Source organism: Candidatus Bipolaricaulis anaerobius, assembly GCF_900465355.1.
GTDB classification, from domain to species: Bacteria; Bipolaricaulota; Bipolaricaulia; order Bipolaricaulales; family Bipolaricaulaceae; genus Bipolaricaulis; species Bipolaricaulis anaerobius.
The window spans coordinates 274,651-300,901 of the sequence record NZ_LS483254.1; the positions used below are offsets into that span (position 1 = coordinate 274,651).

General features: G+C 67.1%; 29 protein-coding genes and 1 other RNA gene. 17 read left to right on the top strand and 13 right to left on the bottom strand.

Going from position 1 to position 26,251, the window contains the following annotated elements; translation table 11 throughout:
- The first annotated feature begins 18 nt into the window (after nucleotides 1-18).
- From pnp to BARAN1_RS01360, 5 genes are read left to right on the top strand one after another with little or no spacing between them, the layout of a single operon-like run.
- Nucleotides 19-2,316, top strand: a complete 2,298-nt coding sequence (gene pnp, locus BARAN1_RS01340; protein ID WP_231944272.1) for a polyribonucleotide nucleotidyltransferase — start codon at nucleotides 19-21, stop codon at nucleotides 2,314-2,316.
- Nucleotides 2,313-3,596, top strand: coding sequence for a M16 family metallopeptidase (locus BARAN1_RS01345; RefSeq protein ID WP_122030544.1), 1,284 nt, complete (start codon nucleotides 2,313-2,315; stop codon nucleotides 3,594-3,596). The genes pnp and BARAN1_RS01345 overlap by 4 nt, the downstream gene beginning before the upstream one ends.
- Nucleotides 3,596-4,105, top strand: coding sequence for a pantetheine-phosphate adenylyltransferase (coaD, locus tag BARAN1_RS01350; RefSeq protein WP_122030545.1), 510 nt, complete (start codon nucleotides 3,596-3,598; stop codon nucleotides 4,103-4,105). Before BARAN1_RS01345 ends, coaD begins: the two co-directional genes overlap by 1 nt.
- Nucleotides 4,102-5,205 carry an aminopeptidase gene (locus BARAN1_RS01355; protein ID WP_122030546.1) on the top strand — a complete coding sequence of 368 codons (1,104 nt, stop codon included), beginning with the start codon at nucleotides 4,102-4,104 and terminating at the stop codon, nucleotides 5,203-5,205. The genes coaD and BARAN1_RS01355 overlap by 4 nt, the downstream gene beginning before the upstream one ends.
- A gap of 2 nt (nucleotides 5,206-5,207) precedes the next feature.
- On the top strand, nucleotides 5,208-6,020 hold the full coding sequence (locus tag BARAN1_RS01360) for an SDR family NAD(P)-dependent oxidoreductase (RefSeq protein WP_122030547.1): 813 nt from the start codon (nucleotides 5,208-5,210) through the stop codon (nucleotides 6,018-6,020).
- Between the two features lie 35 nt (nucleotides 6,021-6,055).
- Here BARAN1_RS01360 and BARAN1_RS01365 read toward each other — a convergent pair whose 3' ends face one another.
- On the bottom strand, nucleotides 6,056-7,462 hold the full coding sequence (locus BARAN1_RS01365) for an MATE family efflux transporter (RefSeq protein WP_122030548.1): 1,407 nt from the start codon (nucleotides 7,460-7,462) through the stop codon (nucleotides 6,056-6,058).
- A 126-nt stretch (nucleotides 7,463-7,588) separates the two neighbouring features.
- Between BARAN1_RS01365 and BARAN1_RS01370 the strand changes: the two genes are divergently transcribed.
- Together BARAN1_RS01370 and BARAN1_RS01375 are read left to right on the top strand one after the other, a co-directional pair.
- Entirely contained in the window at nucleotides 7,589-7,825 is a 237-nt protein-coding gene (locus BARAN1_RS01370; protein ID WP_122030549.1) for a hypothetical protein, read from the top strand.
- Nucleotides 7,826-7,852: 27 nt separating this feature from the next.
- Entirely contained in the window at nucleotides 7,853-8,719 is an 867-nt protein-coding gene (locus BARAN1_RS01375; protein ID WP_122030550.1) for a DMT family transporter, read from the top strand.
- 127 nt (nucleotides 8,720-8,846) lie between these two features.
- Here BARAN1_RS01375 and ribD read toward each other — a convergent pair whose 3' ends face one another.
- From ribD to BARAN1_RS01410, 7 genes are all read right to left on the bottom strand, one after another.
- On the bottom strand, nucleotides 8,847-9,923 hold the full coding sequence (gene ribD / locus BARAN1_RS01380; protein WP_231944273.1) for a bifunctional diaminohydroxyphosphoribosylaminopyrimidine deaminase/5-amino-6-(5-phosphoribosylamino)uracil reductase RibD: 1,077 nt from the start codon (nucleotides 9,921-9,923) through the stop codon (nucleotides 8,847-8,849).
- The gene (rpe, locus tag BARAN1_RS01385; protein ID WP_122030552.1) at nucleotides 9,920-10,576 is read right to left on the bottom strand and encodes a ribulose-phosphate 3-epimerase; all 657 of its coding nucleotides are present in this window, start codon (nucleotides 10,574-10,576) and stop codon (nucleotides 9,920-9,922) included. Before rpe ends, ribD begins: the two co-directional genes overlap by 4 nt.
- Nucleotides 10,573-11,256 (bottom strand): zinc metallopeptidase, encoded by a 684-nt coding sequence (locus tag BARAN1_RS01390; protein WP_122030553.1) that lies wholly within the window; start codon nucleotides 11,254-11,256, stop codon nucleotides 10,573-10,575. The genes rpe and BARAN1_RS01390 overlap by 4 nt, the downstream gene beginning before the upstream one ends.
- 34 nt (nucleotides 11,257-11,290) lie before the next feature.
- Nucleotides 11,291-11,651: RNase P RNA component class A (rnpB, locus tag BARAN1_RS01395), an RNA gene on the bottom strand.
- The gene (locus BARAN1_RS01400; protein ID WP_420196454.1) at nucleotides 11,652-12,380 is read right to left on the bottom strand and encodes a TPM domain-containing protein; all 729 of its coding nucleotides are present in this window, start codon (nucleotides 12,378-12,380) and stop codon (nucleotides 11,652-11,654) included.
- Nucleotides 12,266-12,973 carry a zinc ribbon domain-containing protein gene (locus tag BARAN1_RS01405; protein WP_122030555.1) on the bottom strand — a complete coding sequence of 236 codons (708 nt, stop codon included), beginning with the start codon at nucleotides 12,971-12,973 and terminating at the stop codon, nucleotides 12,266-12,268. The genes BARAN1_RS01400 and BARAN1_RS01405 overlap by 115 nt, the downstream gene beginning before the upstream one ends.
- A complete protein-coding gene (locus BARAN1_RS01410) occupies nucleotides 12,970-14,070 on the bottom strand; it encodes a Nif3-like dinuclear metal center hexameric protein (protein ID WP_157959368.1) in 1,101 nt (366 codons plus the stop codon). Before BARAN1_RS01410 ends, BARAN1_RS01405 begins: the two co-directional genes overlap by 4 nt.
- 25 nt (nucleotides 14,071-14,095) lie before the next feature.
- On the opposite strand from BARAN1_RS01410, the gene BARAN1_RS01415 reads away from it, so the two are divergent.
- Complete coding sequence (locus tag BARAN1_RS01415) at nucleotides 14,096-15,214, top strand: DUF763 domain-containing protein (protein WP_122030557.1); 1,119 nt, start codon at nucleotides 14,096-14,098, stop codon at nucleotides 15,212-15,214.
- Here BARAN1_RS01415 and BARAN1_RS01420 read toward each other — a convergent pair.
- Complete coding sequence (locus BARAN1_RS01420) at nucleotides 15,174-16,565, bottom strand: MATE family efflux transporter (protein WP_157959369.1); 1,392 nt, start codon at nucleotides 16,563-16,565, stop codon at nucleotides 15,174-15,176. The genes BARAN1_RS01415 and BARAN1_RS01420 overlap by 41 nt on opposite strands.
- Nucleotides 16,566-17,152: 587 nt before the next feature.
- On the opposite strand from BARAN1_RS01420, the gene BARAN1_RS01425 reads away from it, so the two are divergent.
- The 7 genes from BARAN1_RS01425 (at nucleotide 17,153) to BARAN1_RS01455 (ending at nucleotide 21,114) form a co-directional block, all read left to right on the top strand.
- Nucleotides 17,153-17,539: a Rieske (2Fe-2S) protein gene (locus BARAN1_RS01425; RefSeq protein ID WP_122030559.1), complete on the top strand. Its 387-nt coding sequence runs from the start codon at nucleotides 17,153-17,155 to the stop codon at nucleotides 17,537-17,539.
- A gap of 96 nt (nucleotides 17,540-17,635) precedes the next feature.
- A complete protein-coding gene (locus BARAN1_RS01430) occupies nucleotides 17,636-18,010 on the top strand; it encodes a hypothetical protein (protein WP_231944274.1) in 375 nt (124 codons plus the stop codon).
- 25 nt (nucleotides 18,011-18,035) lie between these two features.
- Nucleotides 18,036-20,012: an oxidoreductase gene (locus tag BARAN1_RS01435; RefSeq protein WP_122030561.1), complete on the top strand. Its 1,977-nt coding sequence runs from the start codon at nucleotides 18,036-18,038 to the stop codon at nucleotides 20,010-20,012.
- Nucleotides 20,013-20,018: 6 nt separating this feature from the next.
- Entirely contained in the window at nucleotides 20,019-20,180 is a 162-nt protein-coding gene (gene rd, locus BARAN1_RS01440; protein WP_122030562.1) for a rubredoxin, read from the top strand.
- A 10-nt stretch (nucleotides 20,181-20,190) separates the two neighbouring features.
- Nucleotides 20,191-20,502 (top strand): Rieske (2Fe-2S) protein, encoded by a 312-nt coding sequence (locus tag BARAN1_RS01445; protein WP_231944275.1) that lies wholly within the window; start codon nucleotides 20,191-20,193, stop codon nucleotides 20,500-20,502.
- 1 nt (nucleotide 20,503) lies between these two features.
- Nucleotides 20,504-20,761, top strand: coding sequence for a glutaredoxin family protein (locus BARAN1_RS01450; protein ID WP_122030564.1), 258 nt, complete (start codon nucleotides 20,504-20,506; stop codon nucleotides 20,759-20,761).
- A gap of 23 nt (nucleotides 20,762-20,784) precedes the next feature.
- Entirely contained in the window at nucleotides 20,785-21,114 is a 330-nt protein-coding gene (locus BARAN1_RS01455) for a ferredoxin-thioredoxin reductase catalytic domain-containing protein (protein ID WP_122030565.1), read from the top strand.
- Between the two features lie 71 nt (nucleotides 21,115-21,185).
- Here the strand turns inward: BARAN1_RS01455 and BARAN1_RS01460 are convergent, their stop codons facing one another.
- The gene (locus BARAN1_RS01460) at nucleotides 21,186-21,518 is read right to left on the bottom strand and encodes a winged helix-turn-helix transcriptional regulator (RefSeq protein WP_122030566.1); all 333 of its coding nucleotides are present in this window, start codon (nucleotides 21,516-21,518) and stop codon (nucleotides 21,186-21,188) included.
- A 554-nt stretch (nucleotides 21,519-22,072) separates the two neighbouring features.
- On the opposite strand from BARAN1_RS01460, the gene BARAN1_RS01465 reads away from it, so the two are divergent.
- The gene (locus BARAN1_RS01465) at nucleotides 22,073-22,825 is read left to right on the top strand and encodes an Ig-like domain-containing protein (RefSeq protein WP_122030567.1); all 753 of its coding nucleotides are present in this window, start codon (nucleotides 22,073-22,075) and stop codon (nucleotides 22,823-22,825) included.
- Between the two features lie 2 nt (nucleotides 22,826-22,827).
- Entirely contained in the window at nucleotides 22,828-24,447 is a 1,620-nt protein-coding gene (locus BARAN1_RS01470) for a hypothetical protein (RefSeq protein ID WP_157959370.1), read from the top strand.
- On the opposite strand, the gene BARAN1_RS01475 is transcribed toward BARAN1_RS01470, so the two are convergent.
- The 3 genes from BARAN1_RS01475 to BARAN1_RS01485 are packed head-to-tail and all read right to left on the bottom strand — an operon-like array spanning nucleotide 24,444 to nucleotide 26,243.
- The gene (locus tag BARAN1_RS01475; protein ID WP_157959371.1) at nucleotides 24,444-25,637 is read right to left on the bottom strand and encodes a hypothetical protein; all 1,194 of its coding nucleotides are present in this window, start codon (nucleotides 25,635-25,637) and stop codon (nucleotides 24,444-24,446) included. The genes BARAN1_RS01470 and BARAN1_RS01475 overlap by 4 nt on opposite strands.
- Complete coding sequence (locus BARAN1_RS01480) at nucleotides 25,630-25,968, bottom strand: ribosome-binding factor A (RefSeq protein WP_122030570.1); 339 nt, start codon at nucleotides 25,966-25,968, stop codon at nucleotides 25,630-25,632. Before BARAN1_RS01480 ends, BARAN1_RS01475 begins: the two co-directional genes overlap by 8 nt.
- Nucleotides 25,968-26,243 carry a DUF503 domain-containing protein gene (locus BARAN1_RS01485; protein ID WP_157959372.1) on the bottom strand — a complete coding sequence of 92 codons (276 nt, stop codon included), beginning with the start codon at nucleotides 26,241-26,243 and terminating at the stop codon, nucleotides 25,968-25,970. Before BARAN1_RS01485 ends, BARAN1_RS01480 begins: the two co-directional genes overlap by 1 nt.
- Between the last annotated feature and the right edge of the window lie 8 nt (nucleotides 26,244-26,251).

Here is a 26,251-nt window from a genome sequence, read left to right on the forward strand (position 1 = left end):
GGGGGAAAGGCTCTCCGGTTGGAGAGCGGGACCATTGCCCGGCAGGCCGATGCCGCGGTCCTCGCGACGTGGGGCGACACGAAGGTCCTCGTGACGGTGGTCTGCCAGCCGACGACCCAGGAGCTCGATTACTTCCCGCTCCGGGTGGATTTCGAGGAGAGGTTCTACGCGGGGGGGAAGATCCCCGGCGGGTTCTTCAAGCGGGAGGGGAGGCCCTCCGACGACGCCGTGCTCGCGGCGCGCCTCATCGACCGCCCGATTCGCCCCTTGTTCCCCGATGGATACCGGGAGGAGGTTCACATTGTGGCCACCGTCCTCTCGGCGGAGAGGGATGCGCCACCGGACGTGGTAGGGCTCCTCGGCGCCTCGGCGGCGCTCATGATCTCCCCCGCCCCGTTTGCCGGGCCGGTGGCCGCGGTGCGGTTGGGGATGGACGAGGAGAGGATCGTCGTCCACCCGACCGATGATGTTCGCGAGGGAGGGCGGATGGACATCGTCGTTGCTGGGACCCGGTCCACAGTGACGATGGTGGAAGGCCACCTGCGGGAGGTTGCGGACGAGCAGGTGGTGGAGGCGATCGAGGCCGCCCACGCGGTCATCCGGGAATTGATCGCGTTCCAGGAGAAGTTCGTTGCCCAGCACACGATCGCCAAGAGGACGGCGGCGGTGCCCACCGCCGAGATCCTGGACGTGCGCGGCAAGGTGAGGGAGCTCGTGTGGCCCCGCCTGCCCGAGCTGCGGGCTGCTCCCACCAAGCTTGCGCGGGAGAGGATGGCGCAGACGCTCGCCACCGAGGCCGCGGCAGCGGTGACCGCCGGGTACCCGGAGGAGAAGCAGGCCATGATCGCTGCCCTCGTCACCCAGCTCTTCGACGACGTGTACCGGGAGTTCGTCCGTCAGGCGATCCTCGACCGGGGGGAGCGGATGGATGGGCGGCGACTCAATGAGATCCGGCCCATCTCGATTCAGGTTGGGCTTCTCCCCCGCGTCCACGGATCGGCCCTGTTCACGCGTGGGGAGACCCAGTCCCTCGGCACGTGCACCCTCGGGGCGACGCGCCGCGATGCCCAGATCGTGGACCTGATGATGGAGGAGGGATTGAAACGGTTCATGGTCCACTACAACTTCCCTCCCTATGCCACGGGCGAAGCAGGGCGGATCGGCTCCCCCTCCCGCCGCGCGATCGGCCACGGCCGGCTCGCGGAGGGAGCGCTATTGGCGGTGCTCCCCTCGGAAGATGATTTCCCCTACATCATCCGCGTCGTGTCGGAGATCACGGAATCGAACGGGTCCTCGTCCATGGCCTCCGTGTGTTCGGGGAGCCTCGCGATGATGGACGCCGGGGTCCCCCTCAAGCGGCCGGTGGCGGGGGTGGCGATGGGGCTCGTCGGCGATGAGGCGACGGGCAAGTATGTCATCCTCACCGATATCCTCGGCCTGGAGGACCACTACGGGGACATGGACTTCAAGGTCGCGGGGACCAGGGAGGGCGTGACCGCGTTCCAGCTCGACGTGAAGACGGGCGGCATCACGCCCGATCTCATGCGGCAGGCGATGGCCCAGGCCCGCCAGGCGCGGTTGGCGATCCTCGACCAGATGGACGCCGTCCTCCCCAAGCCGCGGCCGTCCCTCTCCCCCTATGCCCCGTGTCTCGACGTGGTGAAGGTCAATCCCGAGAAGATCGGGGCGATCATCGGCCCCGGGGGGCGGGTCATCCGCAAGCTCCAGGAGGACACGGGCACGGAGATCGACATCGAGGACGACGGCACGGTGAAGATCGTGGGCGATTCCGCCGATGCGGTGGGCCTCGCCCGGCAGGCGATCGAGGAGCTCACGGCGGAGGTTGAGGTGGGGATGACCTTCCACGCCAAGGTCGTGCGCACTGCCCCGTTCGGGGCGTTCGTCGAGCTGCGGCCGGGGGTGGACGCCCTCGTCCACATCTCGAACCTGTCCGATGGCTACGTGAAGAAGGTTGAGGACGTGGTCCGGGTTGGCGACGAGATCCTGGTCGAGGTGATCGAAACCGACGAGAATGGGCGGATCCGCTGCAAGGTTGTCCAGGAGAAGCCGCAGCTCAAGGTGGGGGACATCATCTCTGGCCAGGTCACGAACGTCGTGGACTACGGGGTGTTCGTGGAGATCGCCCCCGGCGTGCGTGGGCTCGTCCACAAGTCGCGCCTCGGGACGCAGGCCGAGCCGGCTGAAGTGGCGAAGAAGGGCGACCGGATGCTCGTGGAGATCATGGAGATCGAGGAACAGGGCCGGTACAAGCTGCGGCGGGTAGTGCCCACCGAGCCCTCCGCACCCAGCGCATGACCGAGATCTACCCTGGCTGCTACCGGGGGGAGACCGCCTCGGGCCTGACCGTGTTCGCGGAGCCGATGCCGTACCTCAACTCGGTCTCGGTTGGGCTGTGGGTGAAGGCGGGGGGGCGGGATGATCCTCCCGGCAAGGAGGGGCTTGCCCACTTCCTCGAGCACATGACGTTCAAGGGCACGGAGCGCCACAGTGCCGCCGAGATCGCTGAGGAGATCGACGTCCTGGGAGGGCACCTCAACGCGGCGACCACGAACGAGTACACGTTCTACTACACCGAGGTCTTGGCAGGGGGGCTCCCCGCTGCCCTCTCCATCCTCGAGGAGCTCGCTACGATCCCCCGCCTTGCCGAAGACGATCTCGCGCGGGAGCGGGTGGTGATCGAGGAGGAGATCCGCACCATCGAGGACAGCCCGGAGGACGTGGCGTTCCAGCTCCTCCACGAGGCCCTGTGGACGGGGGGGCACCCGCTTGGCCAGCCCGTGGTGGGGAGGGTAGCGTCCGTGGCCGGTCTTGGCCTGGGCGATCTGCGGGGCTTCTTCCGCAGCCGGTATGCCCCTTCCCAGATGGCCCTCGTTGCCGGTGGGAGGGTGGTCCCCGACGAGCTTTTCTCCCTCGCGTCGCGGTTCGGGTCAGCCCATGATCCGACCGGGACGCCGGGGCGCCATCCCCCGCAGCCGGGGGCGGGGGTTGCCCTCGCCGAGCGGGGCATCCAGCAGGTGCACGTCGTGGTGGGGTTTCCCACCGTGCCCATCGGCTCCCCTGACCGGTACGGGATCGAGGTGTTGAACTCCCTCCTCGGGGGAGGGGTCAGCTCCCGGCTCTTCCAGCGCGTGCGGGAGGAACTGGGGCTTGTCTACGCAGTGTTCTCCGCGACGTCGTACCACTCCGATGCGGGCCTGCTCGCCATCTATGCCGCTACGGAAGAGCGGAAGCTCCCTCAGGTCGTGGACCTCGTGGGGGGAGAAGTGGACGCCCTCGCCCACTGTCCGCCTGCGCCTTCGGATCTCTCTCGCGCCATCCAGCGCCTCCAGAACGCATTTCTCCTCAGCCTCGACGATCCCAGTGGGCGCATGGTGAGGTTGGGTACAGCGGCTGTGCTCGGACGAACCCCGGCTGCCCCGGAGGACGTCCTCCGCCGTCTGGGGGCCGTGGCCGCCGACGAAATTCAGGACCTCGCCCAGCGGTACCTCGTCCCGGACAGGGCGGCGTGGGCGGCGGTCGGGCCGTCTGCCGACCGGCTGCGTCAGCTCCTTGGGCGGCACGTGGGGGTGGCCTGATGCGCACCGCGCTCTACCCGGGGAGCTTCGATCCGATCACCTACGGTCACCTCGATGTCCTGAAGCGGGCGAAGCGCCTGTTTGACGAGCTCATCGTGGCGGTGGTGGAGAACCCGCGAAAGACCTCGCTCTTCACGGCCGAGGAGCGGCGGGAGCTCGTCGCCGCTTCCCTCGTCGAAGAGGGGGTCTGTGGCGTGCGCGTCGTGACCTACTCCGGGCTCCTCATCGAGTGCGCGAGGGAGCTGGGGGCGGTGGCGGTGGTGCGGGGGCTGCGGGCGACCTCCGACTTCGACTATGAATTCCAGTTCGCCCTCACGAACCGCGACCTCGCGAGCGACATCGAAACCGTGTTCCTGATGACCGCGGGACAGTACTCGTTCCTCTCCTCGTCGCTCGTGAAGGAGATCGGCCAGTACGGGGGCGATGTGGCGAAGTTCGTCCCCGCGTGCGTGGCCAAGGCATTGGCCGCGAAGTTTGGGACGAAGCGGAGATCCAAGGGGGCGAGGTGACCGATCCCCGCGTGGAGGCGATGGCGAAGGTCCTCATCGGGTACTCGCTAGAGGTGACGGGGGGCGACCTCGTCCAGATCCAGGGGAGCCCGGAGGGGACCCCGCTCCTCCTCTCCCTCTACGAGGAGGTGCTCGCTCGCGGCGGGCACCCTTGGGTTCAGCTCGGGCTCGACGAGGTGGATGAGGTGCTCTACACGAGGGCGAGCGAGGCCCAGCTCGACTTCGTTCCGAAGTTCGTGGCGGAGATGGTCGAGGAGATCCAGGCCTCGGTCTCGGTGTGGACGGAGACGAACACGAAGCGCCTCACCGGCGCTGATCCGGCCCGCCAGGCCCGGCGGGGGAAGGCGCTGCGCCCCTTGTCCGAGCGGTTCCTCGAGCGGGCTGCCGCTAAGGAACTGCGGTGGACGACGACCCTCTACCCCACCCATGCCTTCGCCCAGGATGCGGAGATGTCGTTGCGGGAGTTTACGGAGTTTGCCTTCAAGGCCTGCCTCGTCGGGGAGGAAGACCCGATCGGTGCGTGGAGGGAGATCTCCCGCCGGCAGCAGGCCATCATCGCCTGGCTTGAGCCGCGGAAGGAGATCCACGTTCTGGGCCCAGATACGGACCTTCACCTGACGGTTGGGGGGCGGACGTGGATCAACTGCGATGGCCATGAAAACTTCCCCGACGGGGAGATCTTCACTGGCCCGATCGAGGACAGCGTGAATGGCTCCATCCGGTTCACGTACCCGGCGTGCAGCTATGGCCGCGAGGTGGAGGATGTCTCCCTCGAGTTCAAGGGAGGCCGGGTGGTGAAGGCGACGGCGGGGAAGAATGAAGAGTTCCTCCTCGCGGTGCTCGACACAGATCGCGGGGCCCGTTACGTGGGAGAGTTCGCGTTTGGCACGAACCCGGGGATCCAGCGGTTCACGAAGAACACGCTGTTCGATGAGAAGATCGGGGGCACGGTCCACCTCGCGCTCGGGAAGGGGTACCCCGAATCGGGGAGCAGGAACAGCTCCGCGATCCACTGGGATATGGTGTGCGACCTGCGGCAGGGCGGGGAGGTCCACGTGGATGGGGCCCCGTTTGTGAGGGACGGGGCCTTCCTCGTCTAGCGATGGACGCCGGCCTTCAGGACCAGGTCGTCCTCGTCACCGGCGCCTCAGGGGGGATCGGGGGCGCAGCGGCCCGCCTGTTCGACCGTGAAGGGGCCCACCTCGTCCTCCACGGCCACCAGAACCTCGCGGCCCTGACCGCGCTCCAGGGGGAGCTCGTCGGGGAGAGCCTCGTCGTGTCCGCCGATCTGACCGAAGAAGAGGGGGTCGAGCACCTGTTCCGCAAGGCCCTCGATCGGTTCCGGAAGGTGGATATCCTCATCGCCAACGCTGGGATCTGGCCCCCGGCCGAGGAGCCGATCCACAGGATGAGCCTTGACCGGTGGCAGCAGACGATCGCCACCGACCTCACCTCCGTCTTCCTCTGTGCGCGCGCGTTTTTCCGCGTCCTGGAGCGGACGAAGCCGGAGGCAGCGGCCCTCGTGATCGTGGGGTCCACGGCCGCCGTGTTCGGGGAGGAGGGGCACGCCGACTACGCGGCCGCCAAGGCCGGGATCACCTACGGGCTCACGCGGTCGCTCAAGAACGAGATCGTGAGGATCGTCCCCCGCGGGCGGGTGAACGCGGTGTGCCCGGGGTGGGCGAGGACCTCCATGTCCGCGGCCGGGCTCTCCGACCCCGCCCACGTGGCGCGGGTCCTCCAGACGCGGGCCCTCCTGCGGATTGCCCAGCCGGAGGACATCGCCCACGCGATCCTGTTCCTCTCCTCGGATCGGCTGGCGGGGCACATCACGGGCGAGGTCCTCACCGTGGCCGGGGGGATGGAGGGGCGCCTCCTCCATCTCCCGGAGGAGATCGATCCGCGTCGGGCGTGACGCGATCCGGCCCCTCGCCTCTCCGCTGACCGGGTTCAGCCGTCCGTAGTCGCTGCCTCGACGACCGACTTCTGCCAGCCCTTCGAGAGGAGGAACCCCAACGCCACTAGACCCGACAGGACATTGGAGAGCGACATCCCCCACCATACCCCATCCGCTCCCAACCCGAGGGTGAACCCGAAGAGGTAAGAAAGGGGGATCCGCAGCACCCACAGCCGCACGACCCCCAGGATCATCGTCGGCACGTTATGGCCGGATCCGCGGTAGATGGCCATCGCTGCGAAGAACGTGCCCAAAAATGGCATGCTCACCGCAAACGCGCCGATGAACTGTGCCCCCACCGCGATCACATCCTGCCGTTCGGGGATGAAGAGGGCCACCACCGGGTAGCGAACGAGCCATAGGAGGACTGCCTCGACGGAGAGGATGACGACGAGAGCCGTGATCCCCTTTCGCACGAGGTCCCGCGTGCGGGCCATCACCCCTGCGCCGAGGGCCTGGCCGACCATCGTCGTCAGCCCCGTGCTCAGGCCGTCGGTGACGATGAACAGGATCCCCAATACGCGATCCCCGATCCCGTACCCGGCGAGGGCCACTTCCGCGTTGGGGAGCCGACTGATGAGCGCTGTCATGATCACGAACCCGAACGACATGCTCGACTGGCCGATCGCCGCCGGGACTCCAATCTGGAGGCTCTTGGCCATCCACCCCCACTCCGGGACCATCGCCGACGGCTCCAACCGCAGGTGGTCGCTCCCCCGCCCAAGGAGGATGAGGAAGGCGAGCATCGCCAGGCCCTGCGAGGCGATCGTGGCGTAGGCTGCACCGAGGATCCCCATCTGGGGGAGCCCTCCCCATCCCAGGACGAGGAACGGGTCGAGGGCCATGTTGACGAGGGTCCCCGCCCCGTTCACGAGGAGGGGGGTCACCGTGTCCCCGGTGGCAGCAAACGCAGCGTGGAACAGGCCTGGGAGGACCATCGTCGGGAGGCCGATGAAGATGACCTTGATGTACTGCGAAGCCGCGCTCGACACTGCTCCCTCCCCGACGAGGAGGTCGAGGAGGAACGGGGACGCGAAGTAGCCCCCCACCCCGAGGACGATCCCCGATACTGCGGACAGGATGAAGAGCTGATTCAGGGCGTGGTTCGCCTCCGTGGGCCGTCCTGCCCCCATGTACTGGGCCACGAGCGCGCTCACTGCCGCCCCGCCGAACCCGGAGATGAACGAGATGAGGAACCACACGATCGGCCACGAGACCTGGATCCCGGCCACCGCCGCCGCCGAGGTCTCGGGGGGGAGCCGCCCGATCCAGAACGCGTCGGTGAGGTTGTACAGGGTGAAGATGAGCGAGCCCAGAACGGCTGGGCCGCCGATCCGGGCCATCGTCTTCAAGGCCGGGCCGGTCAGGATCTCGTCGCGGGAGGGGGTTCGGAACCTCATGGTGAAGGCCGAAGTATACCCGAGACCGCTTGTGGTTGGGTTGACGCTGGCCTGGCACTTGGTAAAGGTCCGTTTCTCCACCCCGGAACAACGCCGATCCCCGCGCCCTTAGTAGGAAGCCCGTCCATGTTCCCGGTGGCGCTCATCTTTCTCGGCTCCTGTGGAGTGACGATCGCCCTCACCCGGCGCCGGCCGCACCCCTACCTGCGGCTGCGGGAGCGAGGGATCCGCGTGGAGAGCTACTTCCTGGGCGCCCTCCTCGGCCCGCTCCTCATCCTCGCCGCCTCCCTCGGCGTCCTCGCCCGGCAACTCGGGACTCCTATAATCCGAACACGGGTGGCCGATGCGCGAACCAGGGCTTGATCACTCCCACGTAGCATCGAGGATATTGTGAGCAGTCCAGCTCTCCTCCTCGCTGTGGGGGCCGCTGCCTTCTGGGCGCTGTCCCAGGTTCTCACGAAGGAGGGGCTGCGGCGGATGGACTTCGTTGCGTACGGCGTGGTCCGTCCCCTGTTCGCCTTGCCCTTCATCGTGGCCTATGGGTTCATCACCTCAAGCCTCCGTTTCCCGGAGCTGGGGCTGGTGGGGATCGCCGCCTGCGGGGGGGTCATCGATTCGTTCCTGGGCACCCTCCTCTACATGTTTTCTCTGCGGAGGATCCCGGCCCACCAGGCCGCTCCCCTGTCGAGTACGGCCCCGTTCTGGGGGGTGGTGACCGCAGTCCTGTTCCTCGGGGAGAGGCCGCACCCCATCGTGTTCGTCGCGGCCGTCTTGGTCGTCTTGGGAGCGTACTTCCTCGGGAGCCGACGATCGGGCGAGACCACGGGTCGTCCTGTCGTGGGGACCCTGGCCGCCCTGGGAGCCGGCGTGCTGTGGGGGGTGGCGGAGACGCTCCCCGCCAAGCACTGCCTCGCCCAGGGGATGACGCCCATCACCTACCAGCTGATCATGGTGGGCGCAGCCGCCGGAAGCTGGGGACTCCTGGCCATTTGGCGGAGGCGTCACCTCCACTGGTCCCCCAAGGGCCTCGGGATAGCCTTTCAGAGCGCGTTCGCCGGCTTCTTCCTCGGCTGGCTCCTCTGGCTTTCCGGTCTCTCCCTCGCTCCAGCCAGCGTGCTCGCCCCGGTCCGCGGCTCGACGATCCTGTTCTCCTTCCTCCTGAGCATCCTGCTCCTCCACGAACGGCCCTCCCTCCGCGCGGTTGTCGGGCTCCTGTTCGTGTCCGCTGGCGTTTTCCTCGTCTCCATCATGGCCTAGCGCTTGTCTCAGTGAACTGTGTGCTCGAACGGAGTTTTCCAGAGCTTGCCTTAGCGCACATAGGTTGGGCACGAAACAAGACCTTGTTCAAGTCCTGTTTCGTCCATCCACATCCAGGCCCTCTCGCTCACGCCTCTCGCGTCGGGTAACCGGTGATGAGGAAGTCCTCGCCTACGCGCTCGATCGAAAGGTCACGGACCCGGATCGCCTCGGCCGGGTCAGCGACGCCGTCCCCGCCCACCGCGGGCACGGCGTCCCGCCCGCCGAGGATCACGGGGGCATAGAAGAACGCGATCTTGTGGACGAGCCCCGCGGAGAGGAACGACCCCGCCACCTCCGACCCGCCCTCGACGAGGAGCGAGTCCGTCTCCCCCCCCAACCGACGGAGGAGCGCGCCGAGGTCCACCCTGTCCCCCTCCCCCGGTAGCCGCCACACCTCGGCCCCCCTCGCCCTGAGCTCGGCCTCGGTCTCAGCTGGCATCCGATCGCCGGTTGCGATGACGGTCCTCGCCTCGCCTGACAGGACCTTCGCTGCCAGAGGAGTCCGCCCCTCGCGGTCGAGGATGACCCGCAACGGCTGGGGCCCCTCCACCTCGCGGACGGTGAGCGAGGGATCATCGACGAGCACGGTGCCCACCCCAACGAGGATCGCCCCGTACCGCGCCCGCAGCAGATGGACCCGCCGCCGCGACTCGGGCCCGGTGATCCAGCGCGACCTCCCAGTCCGGGTGGCGATCTTCCCGTCGAGGCTCAGGGCGAGCTTCAGGACGACGAACGGGGTCCGCGTGCGGATCCAGTGAAAGAAGACCTCGTTCAGGCGCTGCGCCTCGTCGGCCAGGACCCCCTCCACGACCGCGACCCCCGCCTCCCGCAGGCGGACGAGGCCGCGGCCGCTCACGTGCGGGTTGGGATCAGCTGTGGCCACGATCACCCGCTTGATCCCAGCCTGGAGGATCGCATCCACGCACGGCGGGGTCTTCTTCCCCGGGAACGCAACGCACGGTTCGAGGTTGAGGTAGAGATCCCCTCCCCGCGCCCTCGCCCCGGCCTCGAGGAGCGCCACCGCCTCGGCGTGCGGGCCGCCGCACACGGCGTGGTGGCCCTCGGCGATGACCTGGCCATCCTTTACCACCACCGCCCCGACGAGCGGGTTGGGGCGGGTCCACCCCGCCCCGAGTTGAGCGAGGTCGAGGGCCCGCCTCATGAACGCTTCGTGCGTCCTGCTCTCGTCCATAACTCGAGCGCTGCCGCGTGGGGATCGGGCGTCCCGAAGATCGCCGATCCGGCGACGACCACGTCCGCCCCAGCCTCGACCACGTTCCGCACGTTCCCGGGGCCGATCCCCCCGTCCACGGCGATCTCCACCGCTCGCTCCCCGATCTCCCGGCGCAGAGCCTGAATCCGTCCCACGGCGTCCGGGAGGAACGCCTGGCCCCCGAACCCGGGCTCGACGCTCATCACGAGGACGAGGTCCACCATTCCGAGGTATGGGAACACCTCCGCGAGCGGCGTTCGCGGGCGGGATGAGATCCCTACCCTGCACCCGAGGTCTCGGATCGCGCGCAGCGCCTCCTCCGGCGGATCGGCTGCCTCGATGTGGAACGTGATCGAGTCCACCGGGCTGACCTGGAACTCCCGCGCGTAGCGGACCGGGTGCTCGATCATGAGGTGGATCGCGAATGGAAGCGAAGTGTGCTTTCGCAGCGCATTCGCGACCGGCGGGCCGAACGTGAGGTTGGGGACGAAGTGCCCGTCCATCACGTCGAGGTGGAGGAGGTCCACCGCCGGCTCGACCCGCTCCACCTCGCGGGCGAGGCAGGCGCAGTCCGCGGCGAGGAGCGAGGCGGCGAGCTTCACCCTTGGCGGCGCCTGGAGATGAGGAGCATGGACAGGAGCTGCAACGCCGCCATCGCCGCCGCGGCGACGTAGGTCAGGGCAGCCGCAGTGAGGACCTGCTTCACCCCGCCCAGCTCCTCCCGGGTCACGATCCCGCTTGAGCTCAACGCCGCAATTGCCCGCCGCGAGGCGTTGAACTCGACGGGCAACGTGACGAGGGTGAAAAGTACAGCTGCGGAGAACAAGATGATCCCGATGTTGACAAAGAGCTCCGACTGGAAGAGAAGCCCGATGACGAAAAGTGGTAACGCGAGCTGGCTTCCGAAGTTCGCCACGGGGACGATCGTCGAGCGGAGGGCGAGCGGGGCGTAGTCCTGGGCATGTTGGATGGCGTGGCCTGCCTCGTGAGCGGCCACCCCCACCGCAGCGACGGAGGGCGAGTTGGGGGCGGAGAGCCGCAGGGCCTTGGCACGGGGATCGTAGTGGTCGCCGAGGGTCCGATTGGTGGTCTCGATCTTGACCCCGCTCACCCCCGCCTCGCGCAGGATCACCTCGGCAACCTGGCCCGCACTGATCCGCCGCTGGAGGGGCACGTTGATGTATTTCGCGTAGGTGCTCCGCACCCTGTACTGGGCGTAGATCGCGAGGATGAGGGCGGGGAGGAGCACGAACAGCGTCTCCGGGTAAAACAGCCACAACATGAACTACCTCCTTCGCGTCGAAAGGTGGCCGGGGTAAGGGAGAGGGCCGTAGGCCGGATTCTGTCGTGGGGGGCCATTCATCTAGGCGGCCTACCCGGAGGCATCGGACGGGCCATCCTCAACCGCCTCCCTATTTGGCCTTGCTCCGGCTGGGGTTTACCGTGCCCGGGCGCCTCACGGTCCCGGCGGTGGGCTCTTACCCCACCGTTTCACCCTTGCCCGCACCTCCCCCCCACCCTCTCCCCGCAGGGAGAGGGGGATCAGGGGAGACCGTTGGCGGTCTGTTCTCTGTGGCACTTTCCAGGGGTCGCCCCCTCTCGGGTTGCCCCGAGCAGCCTGCCCGGCGGAGTCCGGACCTTCCTCAGGGTTTCCCCCGCGGCCCCCTGGCCGTCTCCCTACCGCCGGCTTGCCCTCGTGTACCGACAGCGAGGGCACACCCACAGTATACCCCCGAGCGAGGGCCGCCGCCTGAGGGGGCGCAGGCAGTGGGGACAGAGGAACGCGCGCGCGGCGAGGATGAGAGCCCCAATCCCGATCAACCCCGCCACCGCGTAGGCCCAAGCCCACGACCGCCGTCCCTCTTGAGGTTCCTGCCGCCCCGTCGTGAGGAGGGAGAGCAAGCCCGCGGCGAGGTTCTCTACAGCCACCGCTGGCTGGGCGCGGTTCGCTGTGACCCGCGCCTCCGCGAGGAGGTCCTCCCACTCCGGCTGGGGGAGGAGGGGACCTACCCTCTCCCCGGCACGGGCTGCGACCTGCCACCTCCGATCCTCTCCCCGCAGGAACACGACGAGGAGGGCATCCTTTGGGAGCCCCCACGCGGAGAAGATCGCCCGCGCGTAGAGATCGATGTCCCCGAACGGATCGTGCCAACTCGCGAGGTAGACGAGCGACACCCCGCGTTCCTTGAGGGAACCGATGAGGTGCTCCAGCTGCTCGCGATCCGCCCGCTCGAGGGTCTGGCCGTAGTCGTTGATCGCGCCGACCGGTTCGGGCAGAGGCTCGGCCGCTGCTAGGACGGAGGCAAGTAAAGGAACCGCGAACAGTGCTCGCAGGTCACGACCTCCCGCTCGGACTTCACCTTCTCCACCGTGGTCTCGACGAGGCGGAGGTGGCACCCGCCGCACATCCCTCCCACCACCGGCACCACCGGGCTCCCCCCGCTTCCCAGAAGCCGTTCGTAGTGCCCGCGGAGACGTAGGGGGACGCGCTGGAAGATCTCGTCGCGCCTGACGCGGAGGGCATCCTGCTCCGCCAGGATCGTGGCCCGCCGCCGGGCGAGCGCACCGAGTTCCTCCTCGAGCTCCCGCCGCCGCCCCTCGTGCGCGATCGCCTCCTCCCGTAGCTTTCCCTCGTCGGCGTCCGCTTCCGCCATCAGCTGGAGCGCCTCATCGGCCAGGGTGTCGAGCTGCCCGCGGAGGAAGGTCACCTGCTCCCGCAGGTGCTCCATCTCCTTGTAGGGGATGATGTCGTGGTCGAGCTTGTGCTGGTAGGTGCGGATCTTCTCGTCGGTGGAATCCACCTCGCCTGACTTGGCGAGGGCGGAGAGCCGGAGGGCGCGATGGCCCTCCTGGCGGCGACGGAACGCTTCCTCCTCGCTAGCGAGGAGGGTCCGGAGCCGTGCCTCCTCCCTCTCGAGGTCGGCCAGGCGCCCCGCGAGCGTGCGCAGGCTCGCATCGGCCTCGGCGAGGGAGAGGAGCTGGGCGAGGGACTCGTTCATCGCTCCATCACCACCAGGTCCGGAAAACGCTCGCGGAGGAGTCGCCCCACGTGGCCCACGAACGGTTGCTCCGTCTCCTGGTGGCCGAACGCGACTGCGGTGAGGCCGGATTCGGAGGCATCGCTTCCGTCGTGATAGCCGATCTCGCCCGTGAGGAAGAGGTCAGCGCCCGCGGCCAACGCGTCCTCCCACAGGCTCCCTCCGCTTCCCCCGCACAGGGCGACCCGCCGTACCTCCCGCTCCAGGTCCCCGTACACGGCGTGCGGCTCGACCCCCCCCAGCGCGCGGCCGAACCGGGAGACGACGTCGGAACCCGAGGCCGGTTGCGGTAGATTCCCCACCCTGCCCAGTCCATGCCGGGGAGACGGGTTCTCCAGGGGGTACACGTCGTAGGCTACCTCCTCGTAGGGATGGGCCCCCTTCATTGCGGCGAGGGCGGCGGGGAGCCGGTCGGAGGGGACCACCGTCTCCAGCCGCACCTCGTCGGCCCGCTCCTCCCGCCCCGCTTCCCCGAGGTAGGGATGCGATCCCGCCCGCGGGAGGAACGTGCCGATCCCAGGGGCACGGAACGAGCAGTGGCCATAGAGCCCGATCTCCCCCGCTCCTGCCCCGAACAGGGCCTCCGCCACCCGGTCCTCGTGCCCGCGGGGCACGAACACGGCGAGCTTGACGAGCCTCCCCCGGGAGACGAGGGGCCGCAGGGAGACAAGGCCGAGGGCCCCGGCCAGGGCCTCGCCGAGCCCTCCCCAGGCGATGTCGTAGGGGGTGTGCACGGAATAGCAGGCCGTCCCCGAGCGGACGAGGAGCAGGAGCTTTTCCCCGCGGGGCGTCCCGGGGAGGAGGCGGTCGAGGGGGCGGAAGAGGAGCGGATGGTGCGTCACGACGAGGTCCACGCAGGACAGGTCGCGCGCGACGTCGAGGCTGAGGTCGAGGGCGACCACGGCCCGTCGGCACGGCCCCGCGAGCGGCCCCACCTGGAGCCCGGACCGATCCCAGTCCTCCGCGAGCGCTGGTGGGAAGAGCTCGTCGAGGAAGGCCACCACGTCCTGGCGATCCATGTCGGGGCGAGTGTAGCGGCCCGGTCGCTTGCCAGGCAAGGAACAGCGGCTACCATGGCCGCCGATGGCGGGACACACAGGGACCGCGGACCTTCCCCTCCACGAGGGCCATGCCCCGCGGTGGTTGTTTGCGCGGATGGTCCTCCTGGCGCGGGAGATCGTCCTCGCCCTCGCCGATGAGTTCGGGACAGAAGGGGTGCTGGCCCGGCTCTCTGACCCCCGCTGGTTTCAAGCGTTGGGGTCCCTCCTCGGGTTCGACTGGCACTCGAGCGGCCTCACCACGACCACCTGCGGGGCGGTGAAGGAGGCGCTGCGCGCGGTGGGGGACGAGATCGGCCTGTACGGAGCAGGGGGCAAGGGGGCTGCCTCGCGGCGAACGCCGCTGGAGATTGCGGAGGCCGCGCCACGGCTCGCCGTCGAGCCAGGGCCGCTCGCCGACGCGTCGCGGATGGCGGCCAAGGTGGACTCCGCTGCCCTCCAGGATGGGTTTCAGATCTACCACCATGCGTTCTTCTTCGATCGGGCAGGGCGGTGGTGTGTCGTCCAGCAGGGGATGAGCGAGAAGACGGGCCTGGCCCGCCGCTACCACTGGTTCTCCGAGGCCGTTGCGGACTTCGTGTGCGAGCCCCACGCCGGGATCGTGGGACCGCGGTCCGATCTCGTCCTGAACCTCGTGGCGCGGGAAGCCGATGGGTTGCGGAGGGCAATCCCCGAGGTCGCCCGCGAGCCGCCGGAGCGGTTGGTGAGCGAACTCTCGCGCTTGCAGGCCCTGACCCTCCCCCGTCGGCACGCCCTCCTCGTCTCCGATCTCGACCCCCAGCGGCTGCGCACGGTGTTCCTCTCCTCCTATGCGAGCGAGGCGACGGACTTTGCGGGGCTCCTCCGCACCCGGGGGGTGGGGGCGAAGGGCCTGCGGGCCCTCGCCCTGCTGGCCGAGCTTCTCTACGGCACCCCCGTCTCGTTCCGCGATCCGGCCCGGTTCGCCTATGCCCACGGCGGGAAGGATGGGATCCTCTACCCGGTGGACCGGGAGACCTACGATCGAACGATCGGGATCCTCCGCCGGGCAGTGGAACGGGCGCGGTTGGGGGAACGGGAAGAGCTCGCCACGCTACGGCGGTTGGCGTCGGTTGAACCGGCCTTCATTCGGTGGCCCCCTGGGCGGCCACCGGGACGCGGATGACCTTCTTCTTCCACGTCCCGCGCCCGAGCCACAGGACGAGGGCGATCCCCGCCAGGAAGTTGCTGAGGGCCATCCCCGCCCACATCCCCGTCGTCCCGAACCCCAGTGGATAGGCAAGGGCCCAGGACAAAAAGACCCGCAACACCCACAGCCGGACGATGGACATCACCATCGGCGGCACGGTGTGGCCCGAGCCGCGGAACGTGGCCGCCGCTCCATCGAACAGGCCGAAGAACGGGATCGAGGTCCCGAACACGGCGATGAACCAACTGCCCTCCCGGATCACGTCGGGGTCGGCCACGAACACGCTGAATAGCGGGCGGCGCAGGAAGAAGGCCAGGCAGTACACCCCGATCAGGGAGAGGAACGTGGCGGTGATCCCCCGGCGGGCGATCGTCTCCGCCCGCTCGGTCTGATCGGCCCCCAGGTTCTGGCCGATCATCGCCACGAGGGCGTTCGCCGCTCCCAAGCTGATCACATTGACGAGGTTGATGAACCGGTTCCCCACAGTGTAGGAGGCCACGACCGCCGTCCCGAACCCGGACACGAGCCCCATCATCACCACGAACCCGAGCGAGCTGCTCGTCTGATCGAGGACGTTGGGGAGGCCCACCCGGAGGATGGGGAGGAGCCGCGCGCGGCGGGGCCGGAGATTCCTAAAGTGGACCCGTAGCCCTGCTCGGCCGGAGAAGAGGATCGTCAGTCCGACCACGGCGATGAGAACGCGCGAGAGGACGGTCGCAAGCGCCGCGCCGGCTACCCCCCACTCCGGGAAGGGCCCCCAGCCGAAGATGAGGAGCGGGTCGAGCACTGCATTCAGAAGGAGTGAGGAGACGTGTAGGTACATCATGAGGCGGGTGTTCCCCAACCCCACCATGAGGCCGCCGAACGCCTGGGCAAGGAACATGAACGGGAGCCCTGCGCACTCGATCCGGAGGTAGAGGAGCGCCAGAGGAAAGAGATCCTCCGGCGCACGGATGAGACGCAGCACCGCGGGGGCAGCCGCGAACCCGGTTGCTCCGAGGACGACCGATGCCAGGGCAAGGAAGCCTAGGATTTGTCCGGCTGACTCCTCTGCTCCCTTCTGATCGTGGGCCCCGTAATGCTGGGCTACGAACGCCGTCCCGGCAGCCTGGAATCCGCCGGCGAACGACATGAAGAAGAACAGGATCGGCCAGGCCATCCCCGGTGCGGCCATCGCTGCCGTGCTCAACTTCCCGAGCCAGAACGCATCCACGAGGTTGTACAGCGCCTGTACGGCCCCGGTGAGCATCGCCGGCCAGGCCAGGAGGAGCATCGTCGGGAGGATGGGCCCCTTCAGGATTTTCTCGCGCACGTACCTTGGGTTCATCGGCTGAAGGAGGAAGTATACACGACGGAACAGGGGAAGGAAACCGACTATTCTTGGTGCGCCCGGAGATCGTCGCCAGGCAGAGGCCATGGGGAGAAGGCAGTTGGAGGCAGGTGGTGCTCCTCTTAGGCGAGCTCGGCGGCATGGGAAGGAGAAAGGCGGCTGAGTGGAGCTCTCGCACCTGGGGAGAGATCCGCAGCGAGAATGGCCTTCTAGTAGGGAGCTGGTTGGGTGCACTACTAGAACCTGGTCTGGCCTCACTATGGGGCGGGGATGGACGGGAATCCCTCGCTCTGGAAACTGCGGAAGCTTGGATGCGATCTAGGTGAGGACTCCATGCTATTTCCACCCCTGATAGTGGGCAAGGTCAGTGCCGACAGAACAGGTTGGGGTGGTAACGACCTCCTGGCCCACTACACGAAACGCCTCAACCGCGTGCCAAGGCGAGGATGCTCTCGGGTGGCCACGGTCCACCGGGATGGAGCGGAGGTCGGAGCGGTGGCTTGACGCTTGGCATTCTATAGCGTATACTGTTGGCATAGCGTCTGGCGGGCGTTGCTCTCGACGGACGCGTCAGGAGGTGGAACATGTTGATCGAGGTGGCAAAGGTGCGGGATGTGCCGCCAGGAGGGCTAAAGGCCGTGGAGGCAGGGGGCAAGGAAATCGTCCTGGCCAACGGCGATGGGAAGATCTATGCCATCGCCCGCCGCTGCGGGCACATGAACGCCCCCTTGGAGAAGGGAACCCTGGCCGGAAACATCCTGACCTGTCCTATGCATGGGGCCCGGTTCGATGTCACCACCGGCAAGGTGAAGAGCGAACCGCCGGAGGGAGGACCGATGCCATCTGGGCTTCCCGAGTCATTCGTCCACCATATGGAGCGCCTGGGGTCCCTCATGGCCGAGATCAAGACTTACGATCTCCCCACCTATCGGGTCCAGGTGGAGGGGAACACCATTAAGGTCGAGATCTGAAATCAGCGTCGTAAGGGGGAGAACATGCCGCAAGAGATACCGTCTTTGGTCGCTGTGGGCCTCAATCTTGGGGGGTTGGCCGCTCTCCTTTTCCTAGTGGCTAACCTGGCAGTGATCTTCCATCTCGTGCAAAGGTTGATCGCCCCCAAGAGCCGCTGGGCCTGGCTCGACGGACTGCGGCGCCGCTGGCATTACGTACATTACATCGGCAACCTGGCCATGGTCGGGGCCATGATCGCCCACGCGGCGCTGTTAGGCCCGTATGCCTCGCCGTTGCATTGGCTCTTGGTGGCGCTGCTCGTCTGGATGGCCGGCGTTGGCATCACCCTACGCTTTACCAACGCCTCGCCGAAGGTCAAGCGGGGGCTTTCCCGCCTCCACTCCCGGTGGTACATGTTCGTGGCTGTGTTGGTGGTCTTGATCGCGGCGCACATCTGGTCACTCCCAAATTTCCCCTACCCCCTGGAGTAGGCGGGGTCACAAAAGGAGTCAAAAAATGGGAAAAGAGTTGAAGTATCCCCGGCTTTTTGAGCCGATCACGCTGCGTGGGGTGGAGATCAAGAACCGCATCCTCTGGCTTCCGCATGAGCCCCATTTCGGCAGCAACGACCACCTGCCCACGCGTCAACAGCTCTACTACTACCGGGAGCGGGCCCGGGGCGGCGTCGGGGCCATCGGCGTCCCCAGTTTGGGCGTCCACCGTAGCGGCACCTATGCTGGCCTGGTCGACGCCTACCGCCCGGAGAGCATCCCCGGGCTCCGGGCCATTGTGGATGCCGTCCACGCCTACGGGGCCAGGATCTATGCCCAGCTCACCCACTTCGGGAATCAAACCAAGAGCGCGGAGACGCACGGCCCGGCCTGGGCGCCCTCGGCCGTCCCAGACCTCACGGTGCGCGAGCTCCCCAAGGCGATGACGGTGGACGAAATCCAGGAACTGGTGGCATCCTTCGCCCGGGCGGCGGAAAATGTGCTCGCCGCCGGCTTCGACTGGGTGGAGATCAAGGTGGCCCACGACGGCATCCTGCGCCAATTCCTCTCCCCCGCGAAGAACAAGCGCACCGATGCCTACGGCGGCTCGCTCGAGAACCGCGCCCGGATCGTGATGGAGGTGCTGCGAGCCGTCCGGGACGCCCAGGGCGACGTCCCCTTGGGCGTCCGCCTGTGCCTAAACGAGTATATCCCCCACGGCTACGGCGTAGATGAGGCCGTGGAGTACGCCAGGATGTTCGCCACTGTGGCTGACTACATCAACACCGACGCGGGCACCTGGGAGTCCATGCACTACATGGTGCCACCGATGACCATCCCCATGGGCTACTTGCTTGGAGACGTGGCGCGCATCAAGCAGGCGGTGAACGTGCCGGTGATCGGCACCGGACGCATCGTGTGGCCGCAGACCGCCGAGCAAGCGCTCGCCGATGGGGCATGTGACATGATCGGCATGGCCCGGGCGCTCATCGCTGACCCCTACTGGGCGGAGAAGGCCCAGCGTGGGGCGCCGGAGGAAATCCGCGGCTGCATCGGCTGCAACCAGAAGTGCATCGGCCGGCTGCTTCAGAACCTGCCCATCTCCTGCGTGGTCAACCCCACCTCGGGCTACGAGCGTGAGTTCGGCGCCGAGTTTTTTTACAGGCCCACGCGACGGCCCCGGAAGGCAGTGGTGGTGGGCGGAGGGCCAGCGGGGATGAAAGCCGCCGAAACCATGGCCCGACGCGGGCATCAGGTGGTGCTCTTCGAGAAGGAGAGGCGGCTCGGCGGACGGGTGAACTGGGAAAGCGCCCTGCCCAATCGCCGCGGCGTCTCCGGTGCCGGCCGTTACCTGGAACAAACGGTGACCGGGCTTGCCCGGGTCGAGGTCCGGCTCGGCGTGGAAGCGGATGTGGATGCCGTCCTTTTGGAGCAGCCCGACATCGTAATCGTCGCCACCGGGGCGATGCCGGTGGCCGAGCTCCCGGGCGTGGAAGCCGCGGGCAACCTGTATCACACCCTGGATGCGCTCGCGGGACGGGTGGAGGGGGAAACGCTTTTGGTGATGGACAACGACGCCACCGAGGAGGGGGCCGGCGTGGTGGAACTCCTGCTCGGGCAAGGCAAGACAGTCCATTGGGTGACCCCGGTCTTTTTCAACGGACAGGACATAAACGTCGTTGTTTCCATTCCTTATTATCAGCGCCTAGGCGGCCGGGATGTCGGGCTTTATCCCATGAGCGTGGTGACCGGCTTCGCTCTGGGCACCGCAACGCTCCTCAACGTTCAGTACGGCACAAGACAGGAGATCACTTGGGTAGACGCCATCGTGGTGACGGGGGTTTGGGCCCCGAAAAACGAGCTCTATGAAAAGCTCCAGGGGCGACTGCCCCGGCTCCTCATCCTCGGGGATGCGGCGGCGCCGCGCACCTTGGCGGCCGCCCTGGGCGACGCCATGAGCCTGACCGAAGACCAAATAGAACATGGCAAAAAGAGGAGGTGAGAGACGATGAAGAAGTACCAGTGTCCGACCTGTGGTTACATCTACAACCCGGATGTGGGCGACCCCAGTGCAGACATCCCGCCGGGCACGCCCTTCGATGACCTGCCCGACGACTGGGTCTGCCCGGTATGCGGGACCCCTAAGGCGGAGTTCGCGCCTGTTGACTGAGGAGGTTAGCGTGCCCGCGTGGACAGTTGTGGCCGAAGCGGATGCCATTGGCGAGGGAGAGCTCCGGGCCGTCTCCGTGGCCGGGCTTCCCATCCTCCTCGTCCGGCGCCAGGGGCAGGTGTACGCTCTGGATGAGCGCTGCCCTCACCTTGGCTGCTCATTGGCCCGGGGGACTTTGGAGGGCTACATCCTGAAATGCCCGTGCCACGACTGGCGGTTCGATATCCGCACCGGCGAGTTCCTCGCCGCCCCGGAGATCAGGCTCCCCACTTACCCGGTCCGGGAGGCCGCGGGGAAGCTTTTCATCGTACGAGGAGACTAGCATGGAGGAGAAAAAGGTATTCTTGTACGCGATAAGCACCTGCCCGTGGTGTCGGAAGACCAAGCAGTTCTTCACCGATAACCACGTGGAGTTCGATTTTGTGGATGTGGACCTTCTGGAGGGCGAGGAGCAGGAGAAGGTGATGGACGAAGTGTATCGCCTGAGCGGGGCCCGTGCTTTTCCCGTGGTCATAATCGGCGAGACGACGGTGGTCGGTTACCGTCCTGACCGCTACAAGGAACTCCTGAAGATCCCTTGACCATCGTTCAGTCGGGAGGGGAGATGGAGATCGAGGCGCGGAAGCGTGAGCTGCGGGAGTGGTTTGGGAGGGTGGTCGATGTGCTTGGCTACAAATTCAGCCCCGACGAGGAGCTCGTGGACTTCTTGCTCGAGCAGGAGGTTTTGCTTGAGCGCAAGACCGGGGCTCCCTACTGTCCCTGTCAGGGCCGCACCGGGAACCGGGAGGAGGATATGCTGATCGTTTGTCCCTGCATCCCCTTCCACCGCAAGCACTTCGACGTGATGAAGCGGTGCTGGTGCGGACTTTTCGTGCATAAGGACGTCGCCGACCCAAGTGCTCTCCCCCAGATCCCCCTGACCGAAATCACCTAAATACCGGCCAGTTGAGCCGAAGGCTAGGGGCTTGTCCCCCATCCCGGCGGGTACACAAGTCTTGTGCCCAGTCAGCCTTCTTTTGAGAGCGGTGGGGAAAGGTACTGGCGGGCCCAGCGGTCGATGGCCCCGATGACCTCCCGGAGCGCTAGCCCAGCTTGGGTGAGCTCATAGGTGGTGTGCGGGGGCATCACCGAGTGCACTGTCCTCTTCACGATCCCCAGCTCCTCCAGCCGATCGAGCCGTTGGGCCAGGGTGGCTGGGTTGCAGCCGCCCACGGTGCGAGAAAGCTCGTTGAACCGCCGCGGCCCGTCGAGCAGGGCCCGAATGATGTGCAAGACCCACTTCTCCTGGAGGAGATCGATGGCCACCTCGGCCGGACATCGTTCCCTTTCTTCACCCATTCCAACTCAATGGTAACCCTTCGGCGTGTGATCGCGAGCTAACTCTCGCCCCCGATCGTGCATTTCCCTAGAAAGCGTGCCCAGGCCTGATTACGGGACGGTTTGGTTTGGGGCACGGCGTGGCATCTTTTGATTCTCCCAATCGTTTCCGGATCCGCGGTGTGAGATCGCGCGCCCCAGCCGAATTCTAGTGGGTGTCAAGGCGATCAGCGTCAATTTGGGCGCTACGGCCCTTCAGGTCAAGCACTGGTGCCCGTCCGTACGGCAAGGATGCCCTCCTCCCCGTCCACGGGCAGGACCTGAGCCGAGGTTGCCCCGATGGGGTTGGGGCGGTGCGGCAATTGGGTGGCAACTTCGCTTCTGAGGCCGATCGCGAGCCGGAACGGGAGCGCTAGGGTCCGCCGTGCTCCCCCCGCACCTATCCCGAACGAGAACGACCGGAAGCAGCGTAGCCTGTATCACGGAACTAACTCCTTACCGCACCTCACCATCTTCCATCGGGACCTGCCCCGCCGCCGGGTTCAAGGCAGCGAGGACCGGCAACCATGTCTTCCATGCTGGAACGAGCCATCGCCTTGATTGCCCTCGTGGTGCCACTGACATGCGCCGGCCTGGGGGCGGAAGTCAACCTCCCTCCGCGGGCCGAGCTCATGGTGGTGAACGTGATCCCCGGCGTGCCAGCGTCGTTCGAGCTGGCAGCTTCTGACCCCGACGGCGATCCGCTGACCTTCACCGTCCTTGGTGGCCCCCACCATGGGCAGTTGGTGGGGGATCCTCCCCACCTGACCTACATCCCCGAGCTGGGCTCTTGGGGAACGGACGAGATCACCTTCTCCGTGGCTGACCCCTATGGGGCGATCGACCTTGGGCTGGTCAAGCTCTGTGTCACGCCTCAGATCCCCACCCACTACATTGGCGATGCAGACGCGCTTTCCAAGGTAGGCCTGGCCGAACTGGCGGTGCATCTTGCCGGCCAGCAGGTCCAGGTGTGGTACATCTTCACCGAACGCGCGGGGGTCTTCGCTATCGGGGAGGTGATCCCAGTGCTCCTCCCTCCGGGCGGAGAGGTGAGCTGGGTGGGCATGTGCTGGGTGGGAGCTGAGGGTGTCCACCTTGAGTCGCCAGCCACGGACTGGGACGCCGCGGGGTTGCTTCATGTCGCCACGCGGTCCCTGCCAGCAGGGGCCTACATTCTGACCGTGGTCAAGCACCGTGAGGCGTTCTCGTTTCTCATCGCGCTGAAGGGAACGCCCGACGAGGGCACCCATCTCGCCGCTGGTGACCCGCGTGAGGAGCAAGGAGGATGAACATGCGTGCGTTCAGGATCATAGGTGTAGCGACTACAGTCGTGATGGCCTTGTCCGGGTGGGCGGCCGACGCTCCGATGCAGGTGGTGTTTGTCCCCTTCGACACCCCCACCTTGTTTGTCCTCGCTACGGGGGATCAGGGCCTGGCGTACACGATCCTTGAACTCCCCACCCAGGGTGTGCTCGTTGGGATCCCTCCCTACCTCACCTACATCCCCCGCGCCGGGTTCTCCGGGACGGATTGGGTGCACTACCTCGTCCAGACCGATCAAGGGCAGTGGGATCTCGGGACGGTGCAGCTCGTCGTCTTTTCACCCGGGGCCACGATGAGCCCATTCGTGTTCACCAGCGAGGCGGAGCTTGGCTGGTCCGGGCCGACGTTCGCCCTGGATAGCTACCGGTTCGTCTTCGGCGTCCAGGCACGGTTCACCTACTTCGAGCAGGCGTTGCGGGCGACCTGGACCGACGCGGGGTTCACGTCGTTCGTGGGCACGACGCGGGTCGCTCTCGATGGATCCTGGCCCAGCCCTTGGCGCCTTCCCATCACCCTCACCCTCGACTTCGATCCCACCGGTCCGACGTTCAGATCGTGGAACGTGGACGCCCGCACGACGATCGCAGGGGTGACCTGGGCCTACACCTTCTACTCTCCATCGGGGTTCCTGTTCGTCGTGACCGAGAACGTGGATGAGATCGTGACCGCACTGGCGTTGGGACAGATCGCCGATCCGCTACGCGAGGAGTTCGCGGACCATGGGTACACCCTTTCCCCTGGGGCGTCGGTGTCGCCGTCCGGGGGGGGATGGGAACTGACCAGCGGTGCGTGGATCTTCCGCATTGTGGAGGGCGATGGAACGCTGACTGTCTACCTCGAAGGGACCTACGCTACGTTCCAGGTACAGGGGGCGCTCGGCCCGATCGCGTTCGACAGTCGGACTACGTTCGTCCATCTCACCCCCACCTTCGGCGAGCAAAAGCTCACCCTCCGGGGCCCATGGATCTGTGAGGGGTGCCCCACGAATTGGGAACTGAACTTCGCGCAGACCAAAGCCGGGTTTGACCACCTGAGCCTCCTCATCAAGGACGTCGAGATCCCATGTCCAGGGTGCGGGGCCATTCAGACTTTCTTCGACATCGAGGTCACGTTCACCGTAGACGAGAAGAAGCTCGAGCCTTCGCTGCGGGTGAGTTCAGGCTTCGTGGCCTGTGTCAGGCCGCTGGTGGCCCTGGCCACGCCGGAGACAGGGTTCGGGCTGTCGGGCTTCGACCTCTACGGGATCGAGATCAAATGCGAACTCGCTAGCGGCTACATCCTGCGCCTCGCGACCTCGTTCAACCCCCTCCAGGATTCCTCCGTTACGGGGTACGCCCAGTTCTTCGAGCTGTGGCAGCTTGAGGGGCCGGTGGTCCCGTGCTGTGGGAACCCAGGCCGGTTCCAGCTATCGGCGTATTTCGGTCGCGAGAGCGGGTCCCTCTTTGGGCTGGGGATGGGGAACATCATCCTCTACTTCCCCGTGTCGCGCGAGGTCCTCGTCAACGTCGGCCTCAAGTTGGGGGAGGTGGACCCCGGCGATCCAGCCAAGACCTGGATCCTTGCCGTAGGGTCGAAGGGGCTGTTCTAGCTCGATAGGAAGAGGTCCCGGAACGCAGCGAGGACGGCCCGGTGGCGGCCGGGGATGAGGACGTGGTGGTTCCCGAGGGGCTCGCGGAGGAGGCGTGCGAGGGCCCCTTTGGGCATCTTGAAGGCGACTTGGGTCCGGCAGAGGTCCTCCCGATCTGGGTGCTCGGGGAGGACGGACCCCTCGACGAAGAACCCCTCCTCCAACCCCTTCCCCCCGAACCGGACGAGGGTGTAGGGGCCAGGGCGAACCCGCCCCGCCACGGCGAGGCCGAGCCCCGACTCGAAGTGGGTCCGCAGGCGGTAGGAGGCGACGAGGGAGAGGGGCACCGTGCAGTGGGCGAGGATGAGCCGTTCCCTCTTGAGGTCGAGGTCGGCGGGGTTGGCGAGGAACCCCGGGCTGCCGGTCAGCTCCTGCGCGACGATCAGCGCCAGCAGTGCCGGCAGGTCCCCTTCGCACCCTCCCGGGATCCCGGCATCGGACAGGCACGCCAGGGCCCAGCACGCGGTCATCCGGTGGGGGAGGAGCCCGAAGCAGGCGATGGTCAGGGCGTCCAACCCTTCCTCCTCGACCAGCTGTGCCAGGGCAGCGTGGACACGGCTCGCCATCGTTCGCTCCCCCTCCCCGATCCCCTCTCCGTTTCCTCCGATCGGGGTTGCCCCCTCCCGCGGGAGGCGGGCGAGGACGGCATCGAGCGGGAATGGACGCACGGTCCACCCGAGCTTCCCCGCGAGCGCGTCCGGGCTCGGTGAGCTGGCCACGAGCCATGGAGAGGGGTCCCCGATCAGCCCCACCACCTTCCCCCTCAGGTTCCGGGCGAGGGCCACCGCTTGCCCCAGGACGGGGAGGGCTACCTCCTCTGCCCCGAGGTGAGAAAGCCACACTGGGCGGTGGTCCTGACGTAGGCGGGCCGCGATCTCGAGCGCTGCGGGGAGGGAGTTGTGGCCGGGGTGCGTGAGGAGGACGATCGGTCCCCGCGCCCGGTCAGCGAACGCGAGGGCCTTCCTCTCCGTTCCCCCGGTGAGGATGAGGAGGAAGTGGGCCGGCTCGGCCGCGATCGCCTCCTCCTCCACCGCGACCAGCTCCACGTTCGCCCGCTCCCGAAACGCCTCGACAACGGGACGCACCAGGTCCTCCCCCGCGCCGTGAAGGCCCGAGGCGAGCGGAAGCACCGGCACTCGAATCTCAGCCATCGTTCTCTCCTCTCATCGGCACGGTGTAGCCGAGCGGGTTTGCGAGCACGAACGTGAGCTTGGGGATCCGGCGCACGGAGAGGCGGCGGGCGAGCCGGGCCCGGATGAACGCGCGGTCGTGGGCCAGGGCAGCACGGGCTTTCTCCTGATCCGCGGCCCCCCCCTGGAGGGCCACCGCCACCACCGCCTCCTCCCCATCCGGGGAGAGCCGCACCCCCATCACGGTGGGCAACGCGACGCGGAGGGCGGGGTCCTTGACCTCGAACTCGAGGATCGCGGCGACCTCGTGGGCGATCGTGGCCACGAGCCGGGAGCGGTTGTGAGTGGACATCACAGGATGGAGAGGTTGTGCCCCTCGATGTAGTAGTCCCGGCTTCCCTGGAGCGTGTCGAGGAGCTTCATCAGCACCTCATCGGTGTGCCGGCGAGCGTTGGAGAGGCAAGCGAACCCGAGGACCGCGCTTTTGGGATCGTCCAAGCTATCCAGTTCCGCTGCTGACACGTTGAATTCCCGCCTCGCTCGGGCGAGGACCGGTGCCACCACCGACCGCTTCTCCTTTAGGGTCCGCGGACCGGGGAGCCTCAGCCGCACCTGAAGCACGCCCACGGGCATCG

Bases quoted from the DNA above. Each gene is read 5' to 3' on its own strand.
- BARAN1_RS01415 (WP_122030557.1), top strand. From the start codon at position 14,096: ATGGCGGGACACACAGGGACCGCGGACCTTCCCCTCCACGAGGGCCAT.
- BARAN1_RS01425 (WP_122030559.1), top strand. From the start codon at position 17,153: ATGTTGATCGAGGTGGCAAAGGTGCGGGATGTGCCGCCAGGAGGGCTA.
- BARAN1_RS01370 (WP_122030549.1), top strand. From the start codon at position 7,589: ATGTTCCCGGTGGCGCTCATCTTTCTCGGCTCCTGTGGAGTGACGATC.
- BARAN1_RS01480 (WP_122030570.1), bottom strand. From the start codon at position 25,968: ATGTCCACTCACAACCGCTCCCGGCTCGTGGCCACGATCGCCCACGAG.
- BARAN1_RS01470 (WP_157959370.1), top strand. From the start codon at position 22,828: ATGCGTGCGTTCAGGATCATAGGTGTAGCGACTACAGTCGTGATGGCC.
- BARAN1_RS01420 (WP_157959369.1), bottom strand. From the start codon at position 16,565: ATGAACCCAAGGTACGTGCGCGAGAAAATCCTGAAGGGGCCCATCCTC.
- BARAN1_RS01405 (WP_122030555.1), bottom strand. From the start codon at position 12,973: ATGAACGAGTCCCTCGCCCAGCTCCTCTCCCTCGCCGAGGCCGATGCG.
- BARAN1_RS01475 (WP_157959371.1), bottom strand. From the start codon at position 25,637: ATGGCTGAGATTCGAGTGCCGGTGCTTCCGCTCGCCTCGGGCCTTCAC.
- rd (WP_122030562.1), top strand. From the start codon at position 20,019: ATGAAGAAGTACCAGTGTCCGACCTGTGGTTACATCTACAACCCGGAT.
- ribD (WP_231944273.1), bottom strand. From the start codon at position 9,923: ATGAGGCGGGCCCTCGACCTCGCTCAACTCGGGGCGGGGTGGACCCGC.
- BARAN1_RS01390 (WP_122030553.1), bottom strand. From the start codon at position 11,256: ATGTTGTGGCTGTTTTACCCGGAGACGCTGTTCGTGCTCCTCCCCGCC.
- BARAN1_RS01365 (WP_122030548.1), bottom strand. From the start codon at position 7,462: ATGAGGTTCCGAACCCCCTCCCGCGACGAGATCCTGACCGGCCCGGCC.
- BARAN1_RS01345 (WP_122030544.1), top strand. From the start codon at position 2,313: ATGACCGAGATCTACCCTGGCTGCTACCGGGGGGAGACCGCCTCGGGC.
- BARAN1_RS01455 (WP_122030565.1), top strand. From the start codon at position 20,785: ATGGAGATCGAGGCGCGGAAGCGTGAGCTGCGGGAGTGGTTTGGGAGG.
- BARAN1_RS01460 (WP_122030566.1), bottom strand. From the start codon at position 21,518: ATGGGTGAAGAAAGGGAACGATGTCCGGCCGAGGTGGCCATCGATCTC.
- coaD (WP_122030545.1), top strand. From the start codon at position 3,596: ATGCGCACCGCGCTCTACCCGGGGAGCTTCGATCCGATCACCTACGGT.
- BARAN1_RS01435 (WP_122030561.1), top strand. From the start codon at position 18,036: ATGGGAAAAGAGTTGAAGTATCCCCGGCTTTTTGAGCCGATCACGCTG.
- BARAN1_RS01465 (WP_122030567.1), top strand. From the start codon at position 22,073: ATGCTGGAACGAGCCATCGCCTTGATTGCCCTCGTGGTGCCACTGACA.
- BARAN1_RS01450 (WP_122030564.1), top strand. From the start codon at position 20,504: ATGGAGGAGAAAAAGGTATTCTTGTACGCGATAAGCACCTGCCCGTGG.
- BARAN1_RS01360 (WP_122030547.1), top strand. From the start codon at position 5,208: ATGGACGCCGGCCTTCAGGACCAGGTCGTCCTCGTCACCGGCGCCTCA.